This window comes from Streptomyces sp. NPDC048361, from assembly GCF_040651795.1.
Taxonomy (GTDB): Bacteria; Actinomycetota; Actinomycetes; order Streptomycetales; family Streptomycetaceae; genus Streptomyces.
This window is the reverse complement of sequence record NZ_JBEZKW010000005.1, coordinates 79279-99326: the sequence shown is the minus strand read 5'-3', so window position 1 is coordinate 99326 and position 20048 is coordinate 79279. Positions and strand designations below refer to the sequence as shown.

Here is a 20048-nt window from a genome sequence, read left to right as displayed (position 1 = left end):
CGCCGTCCGACGCCGGGAATGCCGGACGGGAGGCGGCTGTTATGGGCGACGTAAGGGATACGCAGACCAGCTGTGGAGAGGGAGTCCGTCGCATGGGTTCGACCATCTGCCCGAGCCGCAAGGCCGCCTCTGACCTGGAGTGGACGGTGCTTTCCGCGGCCAAGGCCAGCTCTATTCGAGCGGCGGGCGGGGCGGATCGTCGTCTATCCTCCGATTCGAGTGGGTCCGGCTTCGGGCCCAGCACACCGTTCGAGGAGGTGGGTCCGGTCACAGGGACCGACGACGGCCACGTGGAAGAGACCACCGCCGAGCGCAACGCGCGCTTCGAGCGGGACGCCCTGGGCTACCTCGACCAGATGTACTCGGCGGCGCTGCGCATGACGCGCAACCCGGCCGATGCGGAGGACCTGGTGCAGGAGACGTACGCCAAGGCGTACGGGTCGTTCCACCAGTTCCGCGAGGGCACCAACCTGAAGGCTTGGCTCTACCGGATTCTCACCAACACCTTCATCAACTCCTACCGCAAGAAGCAGCGCGAGCCCCAGCGCAGCGCCGCCGAGGAGATCGAGGACTGGCAGCTCGCGCGCGCCGAGTCCCACATGTCCACGGGGCTGCGCTCCGCCGAGTCGCAGGCGCTCGACCACCTGCCCGACTCGGACGTGAAGGCCGCCCTCCAGGCCATTCCGGAGGAGTTCCGCATCGCCGTGTATCTCGCGGACGTAGAGGGCTTTGCGTACAAGGAGATCGCGGACATCATGGGTACACCCATCGGTACGGTGATGTCCCGACTGCACCGGGGCCGCCGCCAACTGCGCGGAATGCTGGAGGACTACGCCCGTGACCGCGGGCTCGTCCCGGCCGGCGCCGGTGAGTCGGACGAAGCGAAAGGCTCGGGCTCATGAGCTGCGGAGAGCCGCACGAGACGGACTGCTCCGAGGTCCTGGACCATCTGTATGAGTTCCTGGACCACGAGATGCCGCCCACGGACTGCAACAAGTTCGAGGTGCACTTCGAGGAGTGCTCGCCGTGCCTGGAGAAGTACGGCCTGGAGCAGGCCGTCAAGAAGCTGGTCAAGCGCTGCTGCGGCTCGGACGACGTGCCGAGTGACCTGCGCTCCAAGGTGATGGGCCGCATCGACCTGATCCGCTCGGGGCAGGCCGTGCCCGAGCAGGACGTCGTCACGGGAGAGGTGCCGACGCTCAGGCCCGAGTGACCTTGGCGCCCGCCCGCTGTGCCGCGGACGATCACGAGCGACGATCAAGAATGGTGAACTGCCGCCCGCGGCAGGACAGTTGAGAGCGGTCCCGGCCATCGGCCGGGGCCGCTCTCCGCTTTTCCCGCGTCGCTTTCCCACACCATTTTCCGCGCCACGTCACCCGTAGGTGCGAATCCGGGTGGCTCGAAACCCCCTATTTGGTCCATGCGCCTGACCGCCGCCGCCCACGGGCCTATCCTCGCGAAGCTGTACGCAACGGGCTGCCCGGGCGGATGGGGAGGTGGGGGCCATGGCGGAGCCGCGGGGACCGCGGGACATTCCGGCAGGCGCGCGCCTCGCCGTCACGTGCGCCGTCGTGGGCGCCACTGCGTGTGCCCTGCCCGTGCTGCACCAGGGCGTGCCCTGGCCGGCCGTCGCGCTCCTGGCCGGTCTGTACGCGCTCTGCGAATGGCCGGCCCGCTGCCCGGTCCTGGCCGGCCGGGTGGACGTGCCGATCGCCGCAGGATCCTTCTTTCCGGTGCTGCTCGCCGCCGTCTTCCTGCTTCCGCCCGCCGCGGCCGCCCTCGTCGCGGTGCCGGGCGCGCTCATCGCGTACGTCGAGGACGAGCCGCGCCGGGTGCGCCGGGCCTGGCGGGCCGCCGAACTCGCCCTCGCGGCCTCGACGGCGGCCCGCGCGCACGAGCTGCTCGGCGGCCGGGCCGCGCTCGGCGGACGCGGCCCGGGCTCCGCCCCCGACTTTCCGTACGCCCTGCTGCCGGCCGGGGCCGCCGCCCTCGTCTTCTGCCTGGTCCTCACCGCGCTCGACGGGCTCATTCTCGCCACCGCCGAACGCCGCCCCGCCCGCACCGCCTGGCGCGGTCTCCTGCTGCGCTCGCTCGCCCCGCACTGTGTGCACGGGCTCGCCGGGCTGATGATGGCCGTGCTGTGGCGCAGCCGGTTCGGGCCGCCCGCCGCGCTGTTCGTGCTGCTTCCCATGTACATCTCCTGCTGGGTCTTCGCCCAGTACCAGCGCGAGCGCGCCGCCCACCAGGCCACCATCCGCGCCCTCGTCCAGGCCGTCGACATCAAGGACCGCTACACCCGCGGCCACAGCGAACGCGTCGGCCGGGCCTCGGAGATGATCGCCCGCGAACTCGGCATGGAGGAAGGGCGGTTGGAGGTCATCCGGTTCGCCGGGATCCTCCACGACGTCGGCAAGCTCGGCGTGCCGACCCGGGTCCTCAGGAAGGACGGCCCGCTCACCCCGGAGGAGCGCGCGGTGATCGAGCTGCACCCCGAGTACGGCCATGAGATGGTCCGCGGCATCGGCTTCCTCGGCGAGGCCCGCGCCGCGATCCTGCACCACCACGAACGGCTCGACGGCAGCGGCTACCCCTACGGGCTCGTCGGCACCCAGATCCCCGAGGCCGCCCGGGTGGTGGCGGTGGCCGACGCGTTCGACGCGATGACCTCGACCCGCTCCTACCGGCGGGCCCGGCCCGTCGCGGCAGCCGTCACCGAACTGGAACGCTGTGCGGGCGCACAGTTCGACCCGCGGATGGTGGACGGCCTGGTGCGGGCGCTCACCCGCCACGGCTGGCACGTGGAGGTCACCGCGGACGAGCCGGGGACGCCGGGCGGCCGCGGAAACGTGCCTGTGCCCAGGCCCACCGGAGCGGATCACGCCCAGCCGCCGGCCCACCCGCGCCCGCCCCGAGCCGCGCCCCTCCCGCGCCCCGGCGGCCGGACGTGACCGCCCGGGCCACCGCCCCCGTGCTCGTCACCCACGCCCTGGCCTCGGCCCTCACCGCCTGGGCGCTCGTCGCGACCCTGCGCGGCGGCCTCACCGAGCCCCGCACCGCGGCCGCCTTCGGCGCCCTCATCGTCGTGGGGGAGCTGGCCCGGTGGGGTGCCAGGGACGGCGAGCGGGACCCCGCGCCGCTCGCCTCCGCGGGAGCGCTGGCCTACGCGCTGCTCGGCGAGAGCGCCGGGCACGCCACCCGGCACGGGGTGCTCCAGGTGATCGCCGTGGTGGTGGCCGCGATGCTGCTCGGTTCCGTACCGCATGTGGCCGCCGGGCGCGGGCCGAGCGCGGACGAGATGGCCCGCCGGGTGCTCACCGTGGCTTTCGCCGCCGTCTGCTTTCAACCGCTCTACAACTCCGGGCTGCTCGACGACCGGGTCGGTTACGGACCCTCCTTCGCCTTCGTCCTCCTGCTGCTGCTCGTGCTGACCGCGCTGTGCGACGCGGTGGTCGCCGCCCTGCTCCTGTGCGCCCGCACCCGCTATCCCTTCGGCCCGCTCCTCCGTGACGAGCTGCGCGGACTGCTCGGCATCGGCTCCGCCGTCTGCGCCACCGGCACCGTGATCGCCCTCGCGGTCGCCGTCGCCGGCCTGTGGGCGCTGCCCGTCTTCTGTGTGCCGCTGCTCCTCACCCAACTGGCCTTCCGGCGGTACGCCGCCGTCCGCACCACCTACCGCCAGACCATCACCTCACTGGCCCGCGCCACCGAGATCGCCGGATACACCAAACCGGGCCACGCCCGCCGGGTCGCCCAGCTCAGCCGGGCCGTCGGGCGCGAGCTCGGGCTCTCCGAGAGCGAGCTGACCGTCCTGGAGTACGCCGCGCTCATGCACGACATCGGGCAGCTGTCCCTGCTCGACCCCGTCCCCGCCGGCGCCACCGCCGCCCTGCCCGCCGGCGAACAGCGCCGCATCGCCCTGCTCGGCGGCGCCGTCGTCCGCCAGACCGGCGTCCCCGCCGACGTCGCCCTGATCGTCGAGCGGCAGGCCGACCCGTACCGGGAACAGCCGCTCGCCGCCCGGATCATCCGCGCGGTGAACGCCTACGACGACCTCGCCGAAGGCACGGCGGGACCGGGCAGCCCGCTGAACGCACTCGAACAGCTGCGCCTCGGCACCGGCCGTGACTACCATCCGCACGTTGTCGAATCCCTGGCACGCGTGCTGGCCCGGGGCTGTCTGACCCGGGTGCCACCTGGGTAACCCAGGAGTAATGAGCGGCCTTCCGGCCGGGCATGGTTGGATGCGAAAAGAACCCAGAAAACTGGGAGACCGTAAGACCGACCCGGTAGTCGGGGCCGGTCTGGGCAGGCGGGAATCGTGAGGATCTTCGGCAAGGGACGGCACCGGCCCTCCGCCTCGTGGCGGCAGGCCACAGACCGTGCGTTCACGCTGATCGGCGACGGCAGGTACGAGGACGCCGGCGCGCTGCTGACGCGCGCCGCGGACCTGGAGCCCTGGCTGTCGGAGTCCTGGTTCAACCTGGCGCTCCTGCACAAGTTCCGGCACGACTGGGAGCAGGCGAGGGCCGCCGGGCTGCGCGCGGTGGCGCTGCTCGACAAGGAGTCCGGCGCCCCCGACTGGTGGAACGTGGGCATCGCGGCCACCGCGCTCCAGGACTGGCCGCTGGCCCGCCGCGCCTGGCAGGCGTACGGCCTGAAGGTGCCCGGCGAGGCCACCGGCAGCGGCGAACCCGTCGGCATGGAGCTGGGCAGCGCCGCCGTGCGCCTGTCGCCCGAGGGCGAGGCCGAGGTGGTGTGGGGCCGCAGGCTCGACCCGGCCCGCATGGAAGTGCTCTCCATCCCGCTGCCGTCCTCGGGCCGCCGCTGGGGCGAGGTCGTGCTCCACGACGGCGTCCCGCACGGCGAGCGCACCACCGCCGCCGGCCCGTCGTTCCCGGTCTTCGACGAGATCGAGCTGTGGGCGCCCTCACCGGTGCCGACCTGGGTGGTCCTCCTGGAGGCCGCCACCGAGGCCGACCGGGACGCCCTGGAGCGCCTCGCGGCCGACGCCGGCTTCGCCGCCGAGGACTGGTCGTCGTCGGTGCGGCTGCTGTGCCGGGCCTGCTCCGAGTCGGAGATGCCGAGCGACGAGGGCGACGGCGAGCACCTCGACCCGCACGACCACAGTGAGCCCGGCCACCCCGGCCCGCTCGGCCACCGCACCAACGGCGACCTGTGGGTCCCGGAGCGCGAATGCGGCCTCGCGGCCCCCGCCGGCCTGGTGCGCGGGCTCCTCGACGGCTGGGTCGCCGACAACCCGGACAGCCGCGAGTGGCGAGATCTCGAGGAAGTCTGCTGAGCATCCGGGCAACGGAGCCGGGCCGGGCCTTAGGCTGTACGGGATCGGAATCGGGTTTTTGAGGAAGGCTTACGGCGGACATGGCGCAGCAGCAGACGGACCAGCAGGTCGAGAACGACGGGTTCGTCGTGGACACGGAGGACTGCGAGGCGCGTGAGCTGGCCTACCGCGAGCGCGGCACCGCCCGCCCCATCACGGTCGTCGGCAACCCGGTCCTGCACAAGGAGTGCAAGGACGTCACCGCCTTCGACGGCGAGCTGGCCAAGCTCGTCGACGACATGTTCGCCAGCCAGAAGGCGGCTGAGGGCGTGGGCCTCGCGGCCAACCAGATCGGCGTGGACCTGAAGGTCTTCGTCTACGACTGCCTCGACGACGAGGGCGTGCGCCACGTGGGCCTCGTCTGCAACCCCGTCCTCGAAGAACTGCCGGCCGAGCTGCGCGTCCTGGACGAGTCCAACGAGGGCTGCCTGTCCGTGCCGACCGCGTACGCCGAGCTCGCCCGCACCGACTACGCAGAGGTCAGCGGCCAGGACGCCCAGGGCAACCCGATCAAGGTGCGCGGCACCGGCTACTTCGCGCGCTGCCTCCAGCACGAGACGGACCACCTGTACGGGCGGCTCTACATCGACCGCCTCTCCAAGCGCGACCGCAAGGACGCGCTCCGTCAGATGGAGGAGGGCACCGCCCGCTACGAGACGGTCCCCAACAACTGACGTAGTACGCCCAAGAGTTGAGGCCCCGCCCCCCCTGGAGGGGAGCGGGGCCTCGGCCGTTCACCTGGCGCCGTCGACCGGGTGTCGACCGGACCCCGTTGGCCGGGCTAGAACTCTTCGTCGAAGCCGACCGAGCCCTCGACGGCGACCTGGTAGGCGGACGGACGCCGCTCGAAGAAGTTCGTCAGCTCCTGGACGCCCTGGAGCTCCATGAACGAGAACGGGTTGGACGAGCCGTACACCGCCGGGAAGCCGAGCCGCGTCAGCCGCTGGTCGGCGACGCACTCCAGGTACTCGCGCATCGACTCGGTGTTCATGCCGGGCAGGCCCTCGCCGCACAGGTCACGGCCGAACTGGAGCTCGGCGGCGACCGCTTCCTTCAGCATGTCGGTGACCTGCTGCTCCAGCGCGTCGTCGAAGAGCTCGGGCTCTTCCTTGCGGACGGTGTCCACGACCTCGAAGGCGAAGTTCATGTGCATCGTCTCGTCGCGGAACACCCAGTTGGTGCCGGTGGCCAGGCCGTGCAGGAGACCCCGGCTGCGGAACCAGTAGACGTAGGCGAAGGCACCGTAGAAGAACAGGCCCTCGATGCACGCCGCGAAGCAGATCAGGTTGAGCAGGAAACGGCGCCGGTCGGCCTTGGTCTCCAGGCGGTCGAGCTTCTCCACCTCGTTGATCCACTTGAAGCAGAACTGCGCCTTCTCGCGGATCGAGGGGATCTCCTCCACCGCGTCGAACGCGGCGGCGCGGTCCTGCGGGTCGGGCAGATAAGTGTCGAGCAGCGTCAGATAGAACTGGACGTGCACGGCCTCCTCGAAGAGCTGACGGCTCAAGTAGAGCCGCGCTTCAGGGGAGTTGATGTGCTTGTAGAGGGTGAGCACCAGGTTGTTGGAGACGATCGAGTCGCCCGTCGCGAAGAACGCGACCAGGCGGCCGATCATGTGCTGCTCGCCCGGCGTCAGCTTCGCGAGGTCGGCGACGTCGGAGTGGAGGTCGACCTCCTCGACGGTCCAGGTGTTCTTGATCGCGTCCCGGTAGCGCTCGTAGAAGTCCGGGTAGCGCATGGGACGCAGGGTCAGCTCGAAGCCCGGGTCCAGCAGGTTCTTGTGGTCGGTTGAGCTCATTACTGGCAGGCCTCGCAGGACTCGGGGTTTTCCAGGGAACAGGCGACCGCGTCGGCGTCGGGCGCGGCCTGCTGGACTGGGACGGTGGCGGCCTGCGCGGCGCGGGCGATGCGGGTCGCCGGGCGCGAACGCAGGTAGTACGTCGTCTTCAGGCCCTGCTTCCAGGCGTACGCGTACATCGACGACAGCTTGCCGATGGTGGGCGTCTCCAGGAACAGGTTGAGCGACTGCGACTGGTCGAGGAACGGGGTGCGGGCGGCGGCCATGTCGATCAGGCCGCGCTGCGGGATCTCCCACGCCGTGCGGTACAGGGCGCGGACGTCGGCGGGGATCCAGCCGAAGCCCTGCACCGAGCCGCTTGCCTCGCGCAGCGCCTCCCGGGTCTGCGCGTCCCACACGCCGAGCGCCTTCAGCTCCTCCACCAAGTAGCCGTTGACCTGGAGGAATTCACCGCTCAGCGTCTCGCGCTTGAAAAGGTTGGAGACCTGCGGCTCGATGCACTCGTAGACGCCCGCGATGGACGCGATGGTCGCGGTCGGTGCGATCGCGAGGAGCAGCGAGTTGCGCATGCCGACCTTCGCGATGCGCTCGCGCAGGGCGGCCCAGCGCTCCGGCCAGTTCAGCTCGACGTCGTAGTGGTCGGGGTGGAGCACACCGCGCGCGGTACGGGTCTTGTCCCAGGCGGGCAGCGGACCCGACCGCTCGGCGAGGGCGGCGGAGGCCTCGTACGCGGTCAGCATGATCCGCTCGGACAGCTTCGTCGACAGGGCCTTCGCCTCGGGGGAGTCGAAGGGCAGCCGCAGCTTGAAGAAGACGTCCTGGAGCCCCATCGCCCCCAGGCCCACCGGACGCCACCGGGCGTTGGAGCGGCCGGCCTGCTCGGTCGGGTAGAAGTTGATGTCGACGACCCGGTCGAGGAAGGTGACCGCGGTGCGGACGGTCTCGTCGAGCCGCTCCCAGTCGATGCCGTCGCCGCCGACCCGGGGGTCGACGAACGCGCCCAGGTTGACCGAGCCGAGGTTGCACACGGCCGTCTCGCCGTCGTCGGTGACCTCAAGGATCTCGGTGCACAGGTTGGAGGAGTGGACCGTGTGGCCGGGCTCCGCCGTCTGGTTAGCGGTGCGGTTGGAGGCATCCTTGAACGTCATCCAGCCGTTGCCGGTCTGCGCGAGGGTGCGCATCATGCGGCCGTACAGGTCACGGGCCGGCATGGTCTTGCGGGCGAGCCCCGCGGCCTCGGCCTTGCGGTAGGCGGCGTCGAACTCATCGCCCCACAGGTCGACGAGCTCGGGTACGTCGGCCGGCGAGAACAGCGACCACGTGCCGTCGGCGTCGACGCGGCGCATGAACTCGTCGGGGATCCAGTGCGCGAGGTTCAGGTTGTGCGTACGGCGCTGGTCCTCACCGGTGTTGTCGCGCAGCTCAAGGAACTCCTCGATGTCGCAGTGCCAGGTCTCCAGGTACACCGCGGCCGCGCCCTTGCGCCGCCCGCCCTGGTTGACCGCGGCGACGGAGGCGTCCAGCGTCTTGAGGAACGGCACGATGCCGTTGGAGTGGCCGTTGGTGCCCCGGATCAGCGAACCGCGGCCGCGGATCCGGGAGTACGAGAGCCCGATGCCGCCGGCGTGTTTGGAGAGGCGCGCCACCTGGTGGTAGCGGTCGTAGATGGAGTCCAGCTCGTCGAGCGGTGAGTCGAGCAGGTAGCAGGACGACATCTGGGGGTGGCGGGTGCCGGAGTTGAAGAGCGTGGGGGAGGACGGCAGATAGTCCAGGCGGCTCATCAGGCCGTACAGGGACGCCACTTCGTCCAGGGCCCGTACGCTGCCGTCCTCGGCGAGACCGGAGGCCACCCGCAGCATGAAGTGCTGGGGGGTCTCGACGACCTTGCGGGTGATCGGGTGGCGCAGCAGATAGCGGGAGAACAGGGTGCGCAGGCCGAAGTAGCCGAAGCGGTCGTCGGCGCCGTCGGCGAGCGCGGTGTCCACGAGGGCGTCGAGGCGGTCCGTGTGGGCGAGCACGAAGTCGGCGGTGCGGTCGGCGATCAGGCCCTCGCGGTGGCCGACGGCCACGGACGCGGAGAACGACACCGCGCCCTGGCTCGCGGCCTCTTCGGCGATGGTGACCGTGAGCAGGCGGGCGGCGAGGCGGGAGTACGCCGGGTCCTCGGAGATGAGCCCCGCGGCCGCCTCGGTGGCCAGCTCGCGCAGCTCGGCTGCGTCGGAACGGGCGTTGCGGCCCCGCAGCGCGGCGGCGGCGACCCGGCCCGGGTCGGTGTCCGGGAGGTCGGCGGTGAACTCGGTCAAGGTCCGCAGCAGCGCGGTCCCGGGGGCATCCGCGAGCTCATCGGTGATCGCTGAAGCGGGATCCGCTGGGGCGATGGTCACGTGGGGCACTCCCTCGCTCGGCACGGGGCCTTCGGGGGAGGCGTCGGCGCGCCTCGGGGCAGCCCTCGGCGCGTCGTCCACCGGCCCAACCGCGAGGCCCGGACGTCTGGCACCCGGATCGGTCGAACCGGGCGCACCATCGGCAGGTTGTCGGACTCGGCCCGTACGTATCCGTACGGGTCATACCGTTGCGGGACAGTTCCGGATTCGCACCGGATTCCCCTGCGGCGACAGCGAGCACGAGCATACATGTGGGGGGCACTGTTGACGGCACCCCCCACATGTTGTGTCGCCGGTCGGTCCACGCCCGCCTGTCATAGGGCTCCGCTATCGTCGGGACAGAGCCCTTGAAGGAGGCGAGCCGCGATGACCTCGACTACAGACCGGCCCCACATGTTGACGGAGGATTTCGAGGCCGTCGCACGCATAGCGGCCCGTGAGCGGGAGGGGACGCGGCTCGAATTCATCTACGGGGTCATCAGGAGCAAGGCCATGCCGGACGGGGACCACAACCGGATCGTTCAGTGGCTGCTCAAAATCTGCATGCAGGCTCGGCCGGACGACCTCTTCCTGCACCCCGGGCAGGGGATCAAGGCGGAGAAATACCGGACTGGTCGCGCCATCCCCGATGCGGTGCTCGCTCATCCGGACGCTTTCGTCGGGCAGGGCGACTGGGTGGAGCCCGAGCCGATCCTCATGGTGGTCGAGGTGACCTCGTGGGACTCCGACACGCACCGGCGAGACCATGTCGAGAAGCCACGCGCCTACGCGGAAACCGGCATCCCCGTATACCTGCTCATCGACCGGGCCAAGTGCGAGGTTTCCGTCTACAGCCAGCCCAACGGCCACCGGTACGAGAGCGTCCACATCGTGCCGTACGGCACGGACATCACGCTCCCCGATCCCGTCAACATCACCCTCCAGACCGAGCAGCTCAAGGACTGGACGCGCTGATCGGTGCATACGAAAGGACCGCCGCACCCTCCCAGGGTGCGGCGGCCCTTCCCCGTGCCGACAGCGAACCTCAGTGCGCCGCCCCCGCCGTCGCCGGCGGCAGTTCCGTGGCGACACCGGGGTCGCCCGCGTCCGCCGTGTAGTCCGCCGGCGAGGTCTCGTCGACGCCGTCGGGGGCCTTCACTGCGCGCAGGACGAAGGTCAGGACCACGGTGACCACCACGTTCAGGACGAACGCGGTGAGGCCGATGTAGCCGATCTCGCCGATGCCCGGGATCTCCTTGGAGGAGCCGCCGAAGTGCTTCTGCGTGGGCGAGCCCACCCCGTACGCGGCGAGCGTGCCGTACACCATGCCGACCGCCCAGCCGGCGAGCAGCGCCCAGCGGTGGAACCAGCGCGTGAACAGACCGCCGACCAGCGCCGGGAAGGTCTGCAGGATCCAGATCCCGCCCAGCAGCTGGAAGTTGATGGCGACGGTCTTGTCCATGGTCAGGACGAAGACCAGCGCGCCGACCTTCACCACGAGCGAGACCAGCTTGGAGACCTTGGCCTCCTGCGACGGCGTCGCGTCCGGCTTGATGAAGTCCTTGTAGATGTTGCGGGTGAAGAGGTTCGCGGCCGCGATCGACATGATCGCCGCCGGGACCAGCGCGCCGATGCCGATCGCCGCGAAGGCGACGCCCGCGAACCAGTCGGGGAACATGTCCTCGAAGAGCTGCGGGATGGCGAGCTGCCCGTTCGTGACCTTGACGCCGGCCGCGATCGCCATGAAGCCGAGCAGGGCCAGCAGGCCCAGCATCAGGGAGTACAGCGGCAGGATCGTGGTGTTGCGGCGGATGACGTTGCGGCTGCGCGAGGAGAGCGTCGCCGTGATCGAATGCGGATACATGAAGAGCGCGAGCGCCGAGCCGAGCGCGAGCGTGGCGTAGGTCCACTGGCCGGCGTGGCCGGGCACGAGCGCCCCGGTCGGCTGCCCGGTCTTCGGGTTCGGCGTCGCGAACTTGTGCTCCGCCGCGCTGAAGATGGCGTCGAAGCCGCCCAGCTTGATCGGGATGTAGATGATCGCGACGGCGATCACGAGGTAGATCAGGCCGTCCTTCACGAACGCGATCAGCGCGGGCGCGCGGAGCCCCGAGGAGTACGTGTACGCCGCCAGCACCGCGAAGGCGATGAGCAGCGGCAGGTCCTTGACGAACCAGTTGCCGGACTCGCCGCCCACGCCCATCACGTCCAGCACGGCCTGGATGCCGACCAGTTGAAGCGCGATGTACGGCATCGTGGCGAGGATGCCGGTGATGGCGACCGCGAGCGAGAGGCCCTTGGAGCCGAACCGACCGCGCACGAAGTCCGAGGTGGTCACGTAGCCGTGCTTGTGCGAGACCGACCACAGGCGCGGCAGGAAGGTGAAGATCAGCGGGTAGACGAGGATCGTGTACGGGACCGCGAAGAAGCCCGCCGCGCCGGCCGCGTAGATCGCGGCGGGGACGGCCACGAACGTATAGGCCGTGTAGAGATCGCCGCCGAGCAGGAACCAGGTGACCCAGGTGCCGAACGACCGGCCGCCCAGGCCCCATTCATCGAGGCTCGCCGCGGTCTCGGCCTTGCGCCAGCGGGCGGCCATGAAGCCGATCACGGTGACGGCCACGAAGAAGAAGATGAAGACGCCGAGTGCGACGCCGTTCACGCCGTCCTTCACCGGGACTCACCCCCCTTCTTGTCGAAGGAGACCGCGGCGGTGGCGGACGCGCGCGAACGCTGGTCGTGCTGCCACAGCTTGTACGCGATCATGGTGAGCGCGGTCGAGATGAGCACCCAGAGCATCTGGTACCAGTAGAAGAACGGGATACCGCCGAGCTTCGGGTCGGCCTTGGCGTACGAGCCCACCCACACCATCGCCACCAGGGGCGCGATCAGGCAGAGAGCGATGACCACGCGCACGGGCGTGATCACCGGTCTCTTCACTTCCGTCGATTCCGGCATTGGGTGGCTCCGTCCCCTCACGATCACCTGTGCGTTGGATCACTTGGTAATGCGCAGGAAATCTAGGGGACAGTCCCGGCCAAGGGAACCCCCGTCCGGATTCCGGACGCGTCGGGTTCTTCGGCGACGCTCCGTCAGAACGTCACAGCCACCCCTCCTTGGTCGCCCGCACCCCCGCCTCGAAGCGGCTGCGGGCTCCCAGGCGCGACATGAGTTCCGAGCTCATCCGGCGCACCGTGCGCAGCGAGATCCCGAGCCGGCGGGCGGCCACGTCGTCCGTGCACCCGATGCCGAGGAGCAGCAGCAACTCCCGTTCCTGCGGGGAGAGGTCGTGCTCGTTGCGCCGCGGGGCCTCCCCGAACGGGGTGCCGGACTCCCACAGATGGTCGAAGAGGACGACCAGCGCGTTGACGAGGCCGCGGCTGCGCACTTCGAGGGCCCCGGCCCGCGCGTCGGCCGGGTCCACCGGGACCAGGGCCGCACTGCGGTCGACGATCACCATCAGCATCGGGACGATGGGCACCGTGCGGGCCTCGCCGCCCAGATCGCAGTACCAGCGTACGTACTCCAGGGTGGGCGCGTCGTTGCGGAAGCTCTCCTGGTAGATGCTGCGGATCTTCACTCCGCGTTCCAGGGCCAGCTCGTCCAGGGGCTGGCTCGCGTCCATGGTGTCGGGCAGCTGGGCGCCGCCCGGCAGCAGGGAGAGGCATTCGGCGCGGGCGCTGCCGGCCAGATCCTCCAGGCGTTCGCGCACCGCGTCCACCCCGTGGATACGGTCGACCACGTCGTGCCGGAAGGTGCCGCCCTCGCTGAACCTGGCCAGGATCGCGGACACCGCCTGCTCGGCCCGCTCCATCTGGCGCCTGCGCTTGGTCAGTTCGGCCTCGGCCCGCGAGAGCAGGAAGGCGAACCCGACATCCGGGTTGAACGGGGCGGCCCCCTGCGACGCCTCGTCCATGAGGACGAGCCGGAGATCGGCGAGATGGGCGAGGGCCGCCCGGACCTCGTCCTCCGGCCAGCCCAACTCCTCGGCCAACTCCGGTACGCCGTGCTCCGGTCTCTCCAGCAGTAGTCGGTAGACCATTTCCGTGGACTGCTGGATTCCGAGCGCCTCAAGCATGCGGGTTCCCCCAGGTTCGCGTATGCCGTCATGTCACTGTGCGTGGTCCGATGGTTCGGCCAGGGGGATCGTATGGCCGAGCGGTGATCTAGGTCTAGACCAATAGGATGACGTCAGGGTGGCCGGAAGGGCACTTGTGGTGGATTCTGTGTCCTTTTCGTGGAGGGCCCGGTGTGACCGTTCGGGCAGCGCGGGCAGCGCGGGCGAGTTGGGCAGGTCGGGCAGATCGGGCAGTGCGGGCAGTGCGGGCAGGGCGCGGAATAGTGCGGAACCCAGCAGCGCCGCCCCGCCGAGTCCCGTCGCCAGAACGGCCAGCTCCACTTGAGGGCCGATCCCGATGGCCAGAAGCGACAGCGCCACCAAGGGGCCGGCGCCGGACCGGGAGCGATACCCGGGGTGCGACGCGACGGTGCGATCGACGGCGTCGAGGAAGGCGAAGGCGCCCGCCACCAGGGGAATCCATCCGGTCACCGCGCCTGTCGCACCCACCCCGCCGAGCAGTCGGGCAGCGGCGCCGTACTGCCAGACCAGCACCAGGACCCCACTCGCCGCGACCGGGGTGACCAGGGCGAACCCCGCTCCCCGCAGGCCCCACCGGACGGACCGCAGCCGGGCGATCACGGCGAAGGCAAGCAGCGCCATGAGTGCGAGGGCGAACGGAACCACCCGGTACACGCCCTGGACCAGGTCGAGTTCGGGTACCCCCGAGCCGCCGGCCTGTGCTCCGGCCGCAGCCGCTGCCGACCGCACGTCCGCCGTCGTCCGCCGGCCGGAGCCCGTCATCGGCTCCCCGGACGGGAGTACGGCGATAAGGGCGGACCCTTCGAGGCGCCAGGGCGCGCCCTGCGGCGCGGTCGCACTCAGGACGCCGGGGATCCGGGCGACCGAGGACGCCACGCGGTCGGGGTCGACGCCCGAAGGGGCCAGCAGATCAAGGGGGTTGAGGACTCCGGACGGGATCCCGGCCGCCGTCAGCTGGTCGAGCCCGTCCCGGGCCGGGCCGCCGCGCACCAGCGCCCCGGCCACCGGATTGCCCGCGGTCAGGAACCCGGCGGCGGCCGTGAGCAGTCCGAGGGTGACCAGCACACCGACGGCCGACAGGCGATGAACCGTCCGACTCCCGGAGTGCAACTGACCTGTCCGTGGCCTGCGTTGGCGCCACCGGGGCCGCGCCGAAGGCTTCCGGTTCTCCGTGGACCGTCCGTGCGGCAGCCACGACAGGAGCGCGGGAGCCAGGGTGAGGGAGGCAAGGGCGGCAGCCAGGCAGACCGCGGCGCCCGCGATGCCGATCGAGCGCAGGAACGGGACGGGGAACAGGGCGAGCGCCAGCAGGGGCACGGCCGCGGCCAGGGCGCCGGCCGCCGCCGGGCCCGCCACCGCGGCTCCCGCCCGGCGTGCCGCCGACAACGCGTCCGCCCCGTTCGTCGGGGCTGAGCGCCAAGCCGCCAGCAGAAGCGCCGAGCGGCGCACCGAGAGGGCCAGGGCCGCCACCGGAATCAGATAGACCACGACGAAGCTCAGCTCCACGACACCCGCGAGGGCGACGGCCACCAGCAGGGCCGCCACCGACGACACGACCGCCAACAGCAGCGGAAGGAGCACGAGCGGGAGCCGGAACGCCCGCACGAGCAGCGCGAGCGCCGCCAGCGCGCAGGCCACCTTGACCAGGAGAAGGCCGGCGCCCGGACCGGTGGCGGCGCTGTCCTCCTGGAGCGGCAGCACACCCGTCACATTGACCCGAGCGGTGGGCAGGGCCGCGCGCAGCCCGGTCCGCAGCCGCTCGGTGGCGTCCCGCACGACCGCGAGCCCGGCCAGGTCGGGCTCGCCGGAGCGCGGATACACCAGGGCGTAGGTGGTGCGTCCGTCGCGGGAGGAGAACGTCTCGTCGCCGGTGTCGGCGTACGAGAGGACCCGGGTGCCCGGCGCCGTCGCCGCGGCGAGACCGGACGCCAACCGGGCGGCCGCGCCGGGCGCGCGGCCGTCGGTGCCGTCCGGCCAGGTGACGACGGCGACCAGGGGGGCGACGCCGGCACCGGACCCGTACCGCTCGGTGATCGCCGCGTTGGCCCGGGAGCCGTCCTGGCCCGAGGCGGTGAAGCTCTGGTCCAGGCGGCCGAGGCCGCCCGCCGCCGCGGCCCCGCCCACAAGGAGCACCGCAAGCCACAGCAGGCACACCACCCCGCGGTGGCCCACGCAGAAGCGGGCGAGGCCGACGGCGTACCGCTCAACTCGCCGCATCGAGACCCGCCGCATCGAGACCTGCCGCATCGAGCCGGGCCCTGACCTCGTCGTCCAGGACGAGGTCCACCGCGTCCAAAGACTCCTCCAGCTGGCCCACTCCGCTCGCCCCGATCACCGGCAGGACCGGCAGCGCGCCGCCGAGCGCCCAGGCGAGCACGACCTGGCCGGGCGTCATCCCGAGCTCCTTGGCGACTTCGCCGAGTACCGCGAGCCGCCGGGTCGAACCGGCGTGCCGGTACTGCTCGGGGATCTCCTTGGCCGGGTTGTTGTACGCCCCCGTCAGCTGGGTGGTGTATGCGACGAACGTCAGCTCGGGGCGGGCGGCCAGGTAGTCGAGGAGTTCCTCGGAGGCGTGCGGGTTCACTCCGAAGTCGGCGCCCGGCCGCGGCTGGAGGTAGGTGTAGCGCTGCTGGACCGCCGCGTACGCCGGGCCGCCCGCGCGCTCGGCGGCGCCGCGCGACTCCTCCACCCGCCAGGCCGCGAAGTTGCTGCACCCGGAGAGCGAGATCTTCCCGGCGTCGGCCAGCTCCGCGAACGCGCCCATCGTCTCTTCGACCGGCGTCTTCCGGTCGTCGATGTGCGCGTAGTAGAGGTCGATCCGGTCGGTGCCCAGATGGCGCAGGCTGGCCTCCACCTGCCGGCGAAGGACCGGCGCCGACAGGCCCTCGGCGGCCTCCGGCCACGGCGCGTCGAGTGGCTCGGGCAGCGCGCCGACCTTGGTGGCCAGCACCATCTCGTCCCGCACGCCCCGGCTGCTCAGCCACTTGCCGATGACGAGCTCGCTCTCCGCGCCGGTGGCGCCCGGCGCCCAGAAGGCGTACGTGTTCGCCGTGTCCAGGAAGGTGCCGCCCGCCTCGTAGAACCGGTCGAGGACGGCGAACGCGGCCGCCTCGTCGATCCGGGTGCCGAAGGGGAGCGTGCCGAGGCACAGGGTGCTCACCCGCAGGCCGTCCTTGCCGCCCAGCTGTCGGTACTGCATCAGTGGTTCATCTCCTCGATGGTGGTGGTGATGGTGACGTCCTGCGCCAGATGGTCGGAGAGACCGCCCGGGTCGCGGAACGCGTACTGGCCGACGCGGATCCCGGCGCTGGTGAACACCCAGTCGATGCGCCAGAGCCGTACCCTCCACCGGGCGTGCCAACTCGCCGGGAACAGCGAGCGGTTGGCGCCGATGGCGTCGTGCGCGGTCCTCGGCATCCGGCGGATGTCGCCGATCGCCGCGCTGGTGTTGAAGTCCCCGGAGACCAGGAACGGATGGGGGTTGGCGAGCAGATCGGCGACGAGCGCGTCGTACTCGCGCCGCCGCGCCTCGTGGCGGCGCCGCATGTCCCGGAAGAACGCCGCGCCGAACGGGTTCATCACCGTGAGCTGGACCGGGATGTGCACGTTGTACGTCGACAGGACACCGTCCGGCGTGCGCAGGTCGACCCGGAGCGAGCAGGCGCCGACGGGCACCGGGGGAGCGGCGAGCGGAAACCGGGACAGGGTCACCGCGTTGTTGTCGACGGCCAGGTGGTGGCCGGGGAACTCGCGACGCAGCCGCTCCTCGTCGTCGATGTCCCACACCTCGCCGCCCTCGAACCCGTTCAGATACTCCTGGAGCAGGTAGACGTCGGCGGGCAGGGTGTGCAGGAAGGCGTAGAACCGGTCCGGCTCGCGGCCCTGGTTCCAGTGCTGGGTGTTCCACGACACCACCCGGACGCCGTCGCTCTGGGCCATCGGCTGCGAACCACGCCTCAGCGCACGGTAGTTGATGCCGTCCTGCGACCAGCCGGCGAGCAGGCATCCGGCCGCGAGCGCCAGCCCTGACTCGCTGCCGGTGGCGGCCGACGCCATGAGCAGCGCGAGCGGTACGGCGGCGAAGAGCGGCGGCGGCAGCAGCGACACCGCGAGCCAGGGCCACCAGCGGCCGTTGAAAGCGAGGTGCGCGCCGAGGAAGACGCCCCATCCGAGCGCGCAGAGGGTGGTGAGGGTGGCGGGGGACACGGCGGGCTCACCTTCCCCCGGTGCTCTTCGGCGCCGCCGGCACCGTCACCCAGAGATCCTGCACCGCGTGGTCGGACAGCTTCTCGGGGGAGTCGAAGCGGTACGCGTCCGCGGTGACGCCATGGCCGGTGAACGCCCAGTCGGTGCGCCAGAACGGCTTCCAGCCGCCCTCCTCCCAGCTCGTCGGGTAGAGGTCGTCGCTCGCGCTCACCGCGTCGTCCAGCCGCGAGCGCAGCCCGTCGAGTTCGGACATGGCCGCCGTGGTGTTGAAGTCGCCGGCCACGACCACCGGGTTGGGGTTGCGGGTCACGTCGTCCTCAAGGCCCGCGTACTGGGCCTGCCGGGGACCGAAGTTCTGGCGCAGGTGGCGGTAGAAGGCGCCCGAGAGCGGCCCGTCGGTCATGCTGTTCCAGACCGGCATGTGGAGGTTGTAGAACGACATGGTCCGCCCCTTGATCAGCAGATCGGTACGCAGCACCTTGGCCTGCCGGTAGCGCGTGTCCCAGTCCGCGTCCGGCGTCACGGCGCGGGCCGGGCCGACCGCGGGCCGCGCGACGACCGGGAAGCGGGAGAGCGTGACCAGCTCGCCCTCGACGGTGACCTCGTATCCGGGGAACTCCGCGCGCAGCCGCGCCAGGTCGTCGACGGGCTCGCGGCCCTTACGGTCCGGGGTCAGGTGCTGGTACTCGTGCAGCAGATAGACATCGGCCTTCTTCGACTTCAAGAACGTGTAGAAATGGTCCTGGGTGCCGAGGAGTTGGTTCCACGAGTTGGTGTTCCAGGCGACGACCCGTACCGACTCCGGGCCTGCCGTGTGCTCCGGGGACCACAGCGCACCGAAGTTGATCCCCGACTGTCCGACGCCCAGCGCGAGCGCCACCGCGACGGCGCCGCCGGTGCGCCACCGGTCGGCGCCGCGCGCCAGCGGGATCAGCGCGGCGAGCAGCAGCGGCACCACGACGAACGCGAACGGCGGAATTCCGCCCACGAGTTCGCCGAACCAGTAGCGGCCGTCGACGAGCCACTCCACCACCAGGCACACCACCCAGCCGAGCGCCGCCCAGCACACCAGGCGCCCCGCCCGGCGCCGGGCGACCCGCGCCCGCGGGACGTCCGGCGCCGGCGCCGCGACGGCTTCGACGGGCGCCGTCCGCAGATCAGACACCGGCGGCACCGACCGTCGAACCGAGCGCCGCGCTCTGCGAAGGGCGGGGCTGAGGATCGTAGAGGTGCCGGAAGCGTGACGAGCACAGCCACTGCACGCCCGCCACCCCGATCGCCGCGAACACGGTCAGGTTCACAGCGAAGTTGACGGCCACGAAGTACCCGAGGAACAGGCGCCCCCGGTGTCTGCGGACCACCCGGTACATGTCGAGGTCGCCGAGCACCGACAGGACGAACAGGGCCGCCGGGAGCAGGAACCACACCGCGCCCCACAGCAGCGGCGCGGCCAGGGCCGTCACCGCGAGCGGCGCCGCAAGGCTGGCGCCCGCGCGGGGTCCTGTCACGAAGCCGCCCTGGAGGGCGCGCCGGCTCAGGATCAGCGGCACCGCGAGGCGGGCCCGGCTGAACACCTTGCCCAGGACGATCCGTACCGTGTCGTCGTGGTCGTGGCGTCCGCGCACCTCCACCGAGCTGAGCACCTTGTACCGCTCCGAGATCCGCCGCCCGTAGTCCTGGTCCTCGGTGTGGCGAAGCAGCGGGTTGAACGGCCCCACCTCGTCGAAGACCGCACGCGGTATCGCCAGGATCGCCGTGTGCACGGTGTCGATGACACCCTCGGACTTCAGCAGCAGGTAGTACTGCTGGAGCGAGCGGTACTCCTCGATCAGGCTGTCCCGAATGAGCGGCTCGGGCTCGTAAGTACCGCACACAGCGCCGTACTTGATGCCGTCCGCGCCCTCGGCGAGCAGGGCCACCGAGCGCTCGATCGCGTCCGGGTGCATCGCCACGTCGGAGTCGAGGAAGACAAGCACCTCGCCCCGGGCCAGCTCGGCTCCCAGGTTGCGGGCCACGGCGACCCCGCTGTTGGTGCCGGTGCTCACCACGCGGGCCCCGAGGGCGGCGGCGGTGGCGGCGGAGTCGTCGGTACTGCAGTCGTCGATGACGATGATCTCGGTGTGCGGGTACGTCTGGTTCTGCGCCGCCTCGACACACAGGCCGATCGAGCGGCCGTAGTTGTAGTTGGGGATGATCACGGAGACCAAGGGCTGCTGGTCGATGGACACGGTGTTTCTCCTCGGATCT

17 protein-coding genes and 1 riboswitch are annotated in these 20048 nt (G+C 71.1%); of the genes, 7 read left to right on the top strand and 10 right to left on the bottom strand.

Translation table 11 applies throughout. The features are described 5' to 3' along the window. Window positions 1-92: 92 nt before the first annotated feature. The 6 genes from AB0D31_RS04635 to def all read left to right on the top strand — a co-directional run bounded on the left by AB0D31_RS04635 (window position 93) and on the right by def (window position 6012). A complete protein-coding gene (locus AB0D31_RS04635) occupies window positions 93-902 on the top strand; it encodes a sigma-70 family RNA polymerase sigma factor (RefSeq protein ID WP_362716919.1) in 810 nt (269 codons plus the stop codon). Next, window positions 899-1213: a mycothiol system anti-sigma-R factor gene (gene rsrA / locus AB0D31_RS04630; RefSeq protein ID WP_053729872.1), complete on the top strand. Its 315-nt coding sequence runs from the start codon at window positions 899-901 to the stop codon at window positions 1211-1213. Before AB0D31_RS04635 ends, rsrA begins: the two co-directional genes overlap by 4 nt. A gap of 292 nt (window positions 1214-1505) precedes the next feature. Next, window positions 1506-2948: an HD-GYP domain-containing protein gene (locus tag AB0D31_RS04625; RefSeq protein WP_362716917.1), complete on the top strand. Its 1443-nt coding sequence runs from the start codon at window positions 1506-1508 to the stop codon at window positions 2946-2948. 20 nt (window positions 2949-2968) lie between these two features. Next, entirely contained in the window at window positions 2969-4201 is a 1233-nt protein-coding gene (locus AB0D31_RS04620; RefSeq protein WP_362717103.1) for an HD domain-containing protein, read from the top strand. Window positions 4202-4318: 117 nt separating this feature from the next. Continuing rightward, window positions 4319-5299 carry a hypothetical protein gene (locus AB0D31_RS04615; protein ID WP_328309806.1) on the top strand — a complete coding sequence of 327 codons (981 nt, stop codon included), beginning with the start codon at window positions 4319-4321 and terminating at the stop codon, window positions 5297-5299. Between the two features lie 80 nt (window positions 5300-5379). Next, the gene (gene def / locus AB0D31_RS04610) at window positions 5380-6012 is read left to right on the top strand and encodes a peptide deformylase (protein WP_362716914.1); all 633 of its coding nucleotides are present in this window, start codon (window positions 5380-5382) and stop codon (window positions 6010-6012) included. A gap of 107 nt (window positions 6013-6119) precedes the next feature. On the opposite strand, the gene AB0D31_RS04605 is transcribed toward def, so the two are convergent. Both AB0D31_RS04605 and AB0D31_RS04600 read right to left on the bottom strand, forming a co-directional pair. Continuing rightward, entirely contained in the window at window positions 6120-7136 is a 1017-nt protein-coding gene (locus AB0D31_RS04605; protein ID WP_362716911.1) for a ribonucleotide-diphosphate reductase subunit beta, read from the bottom strand. Beyond that, window positions 7136-9520 carry a ribonucleoside-diphosphate reductase subunit alpha gene (locus tag AB0D31_RS04600; protein WP_362716909.1) on the bottom strand — a complete coding sequence of 795 codons (2385 nt, stop codon included), beginning with the start codon at window positions 9518-9520 and terminating at the stop codon, window positions 7136-7138. Before AB0D31_RS04600 ends, AB0D31_RS04605 begins: the two co-directional genes overlap by 1 nt. Before the next feature lie 123 nt (window positions 9521-9643). Then, window positions 9644-9788: riboswitch (cobalamin riboswitch) on the bottom strand. A gap of 98 nt (window positions 9789-9886) precedes the next feature. Between AB0D31_RS04600 and AB0D31_RS04595 the strand changes: the two genes are divergently transcribed. After that, complete coding sequence (locus AB0D31_RS04595) at window positions 9887-10474, top strand: Uma2 family endonuclease (RefSeq protein WP_362716906.1); 588 nt, start codon at window positions 9887-9889, stop codon at window positions 10472-10474. A gap of 70 nt (window positions 10475-10544) precedes the next feature. Here the strand turns inward: AB0D31_RS04595 and mctP are convergent, their stop codons facing one another. The 8 genes from mctP to AB0D31_RS04555 all read right to left on the bottom strand — a co-directional run bounded on the left by mctP (window position 10545) and on the right by AB0D31_RS04555 (window position 20023). Next, complete coding sequence (mctP, locus tag AB0D31_RS04590; protein ID WP_362716903.1) at window positions 10545-12170, bottom strand: monocarboxylate uptake permease MctP; 1626 nt, start codon at window positions 12168-12170, stop codon at window positions 10545-10547. Beyond that, window positions 12167-12454 carry a DUF3311 domain-containing protein gene (locus AB0D31_RS04585; RefSeq protein WP_362716900.1) on the bottom strand — a complete coding sequence of 96 codons (288 nt, stop codon included), beginning with the start codon at window positions 12452-12454 and terminating at the stop codon, window positions 12167-12169. Before AB0D31_RS04585 ends, mctP begins: the two co-directional genes overlap by 4 nt. 142 nt (window positions 12455-12596) lie before the next feature. Beyond that, window positions 12597-13574, bottom strand: a complete 978-nt coding sequence (locus AB0D31_RS04580; RefSeq protein WP_362716897.1) for a helix-turn-helix transcriptional regulator — start codon at window positions 13572-13574, stop codon at window positions 12597-12599. 33 nt (window positions 13575-13607) lie between these two features. Then, window positions 13608-15842: an MMPL family transporter gene (locus tag AB0D31_RS04575; RefSeq protein WP_362716894.1), complete on the bottom strand. Its 2235-nt coding sequence runs from the start codon at window positions 15840-15842 to the stop codon at window positions 13608-13610. After that, on the bottom strand, window positions 15799-16794 hold the full coding sequence (locus tag AB0D31_RS04570; protein WP_362716891.1) for an aldo/keto reductase: 996 nt from the start codon (window positions 16792-16794) through the stop codon (window positions 15799-15801). The genes AB0D31_RS04575 and AB0D31_RS04570 overlap by 44 nt, the downstream gene beginning before the upstream one ends. Further along, window positions 16794-17801, bottom strand: a complete 1008-nt coding sequence (locus AB0D31_RS04565; RefSeq protein WP_362716888.1) for an endonuclease/exonuclease/phosphatase family protein — start codon at window positions 17799-17801, stop codon at window positions 16794-16796. The genes AB0D31_RS04570 and AB0D31_RS04565 overlap by 1 nt, the downstream gene beginning before the upstream one ends. 7 nt (window positions 17802-17808) lie before the next feature. Beyond that, entirely contained in the window at window positions 17809-18966 is a 1158-nt protein-coding gene (locus tag AB0D31_RS04560) for an endonuclease/exonuclease/phosphatase family protein (RefSeq protein WP_362716885.1), read from the bottom strand. Further along, window positions 18959-20023, bottom strand: coding sequence for a glycosyltransferase (locus tag AB0D31_RS04555; protein ID WP_362717101.1), 1065 nt, complete (start codon window positions 20021-20023; stop codon window positions 18959-18961). Before AB0D31_RS04555 ends, AB0D31_RS04560 begins: the two co-directional genes overlap by 8 nt. Window positions 20024-20048: the final 25 nt, after the last annotated feature.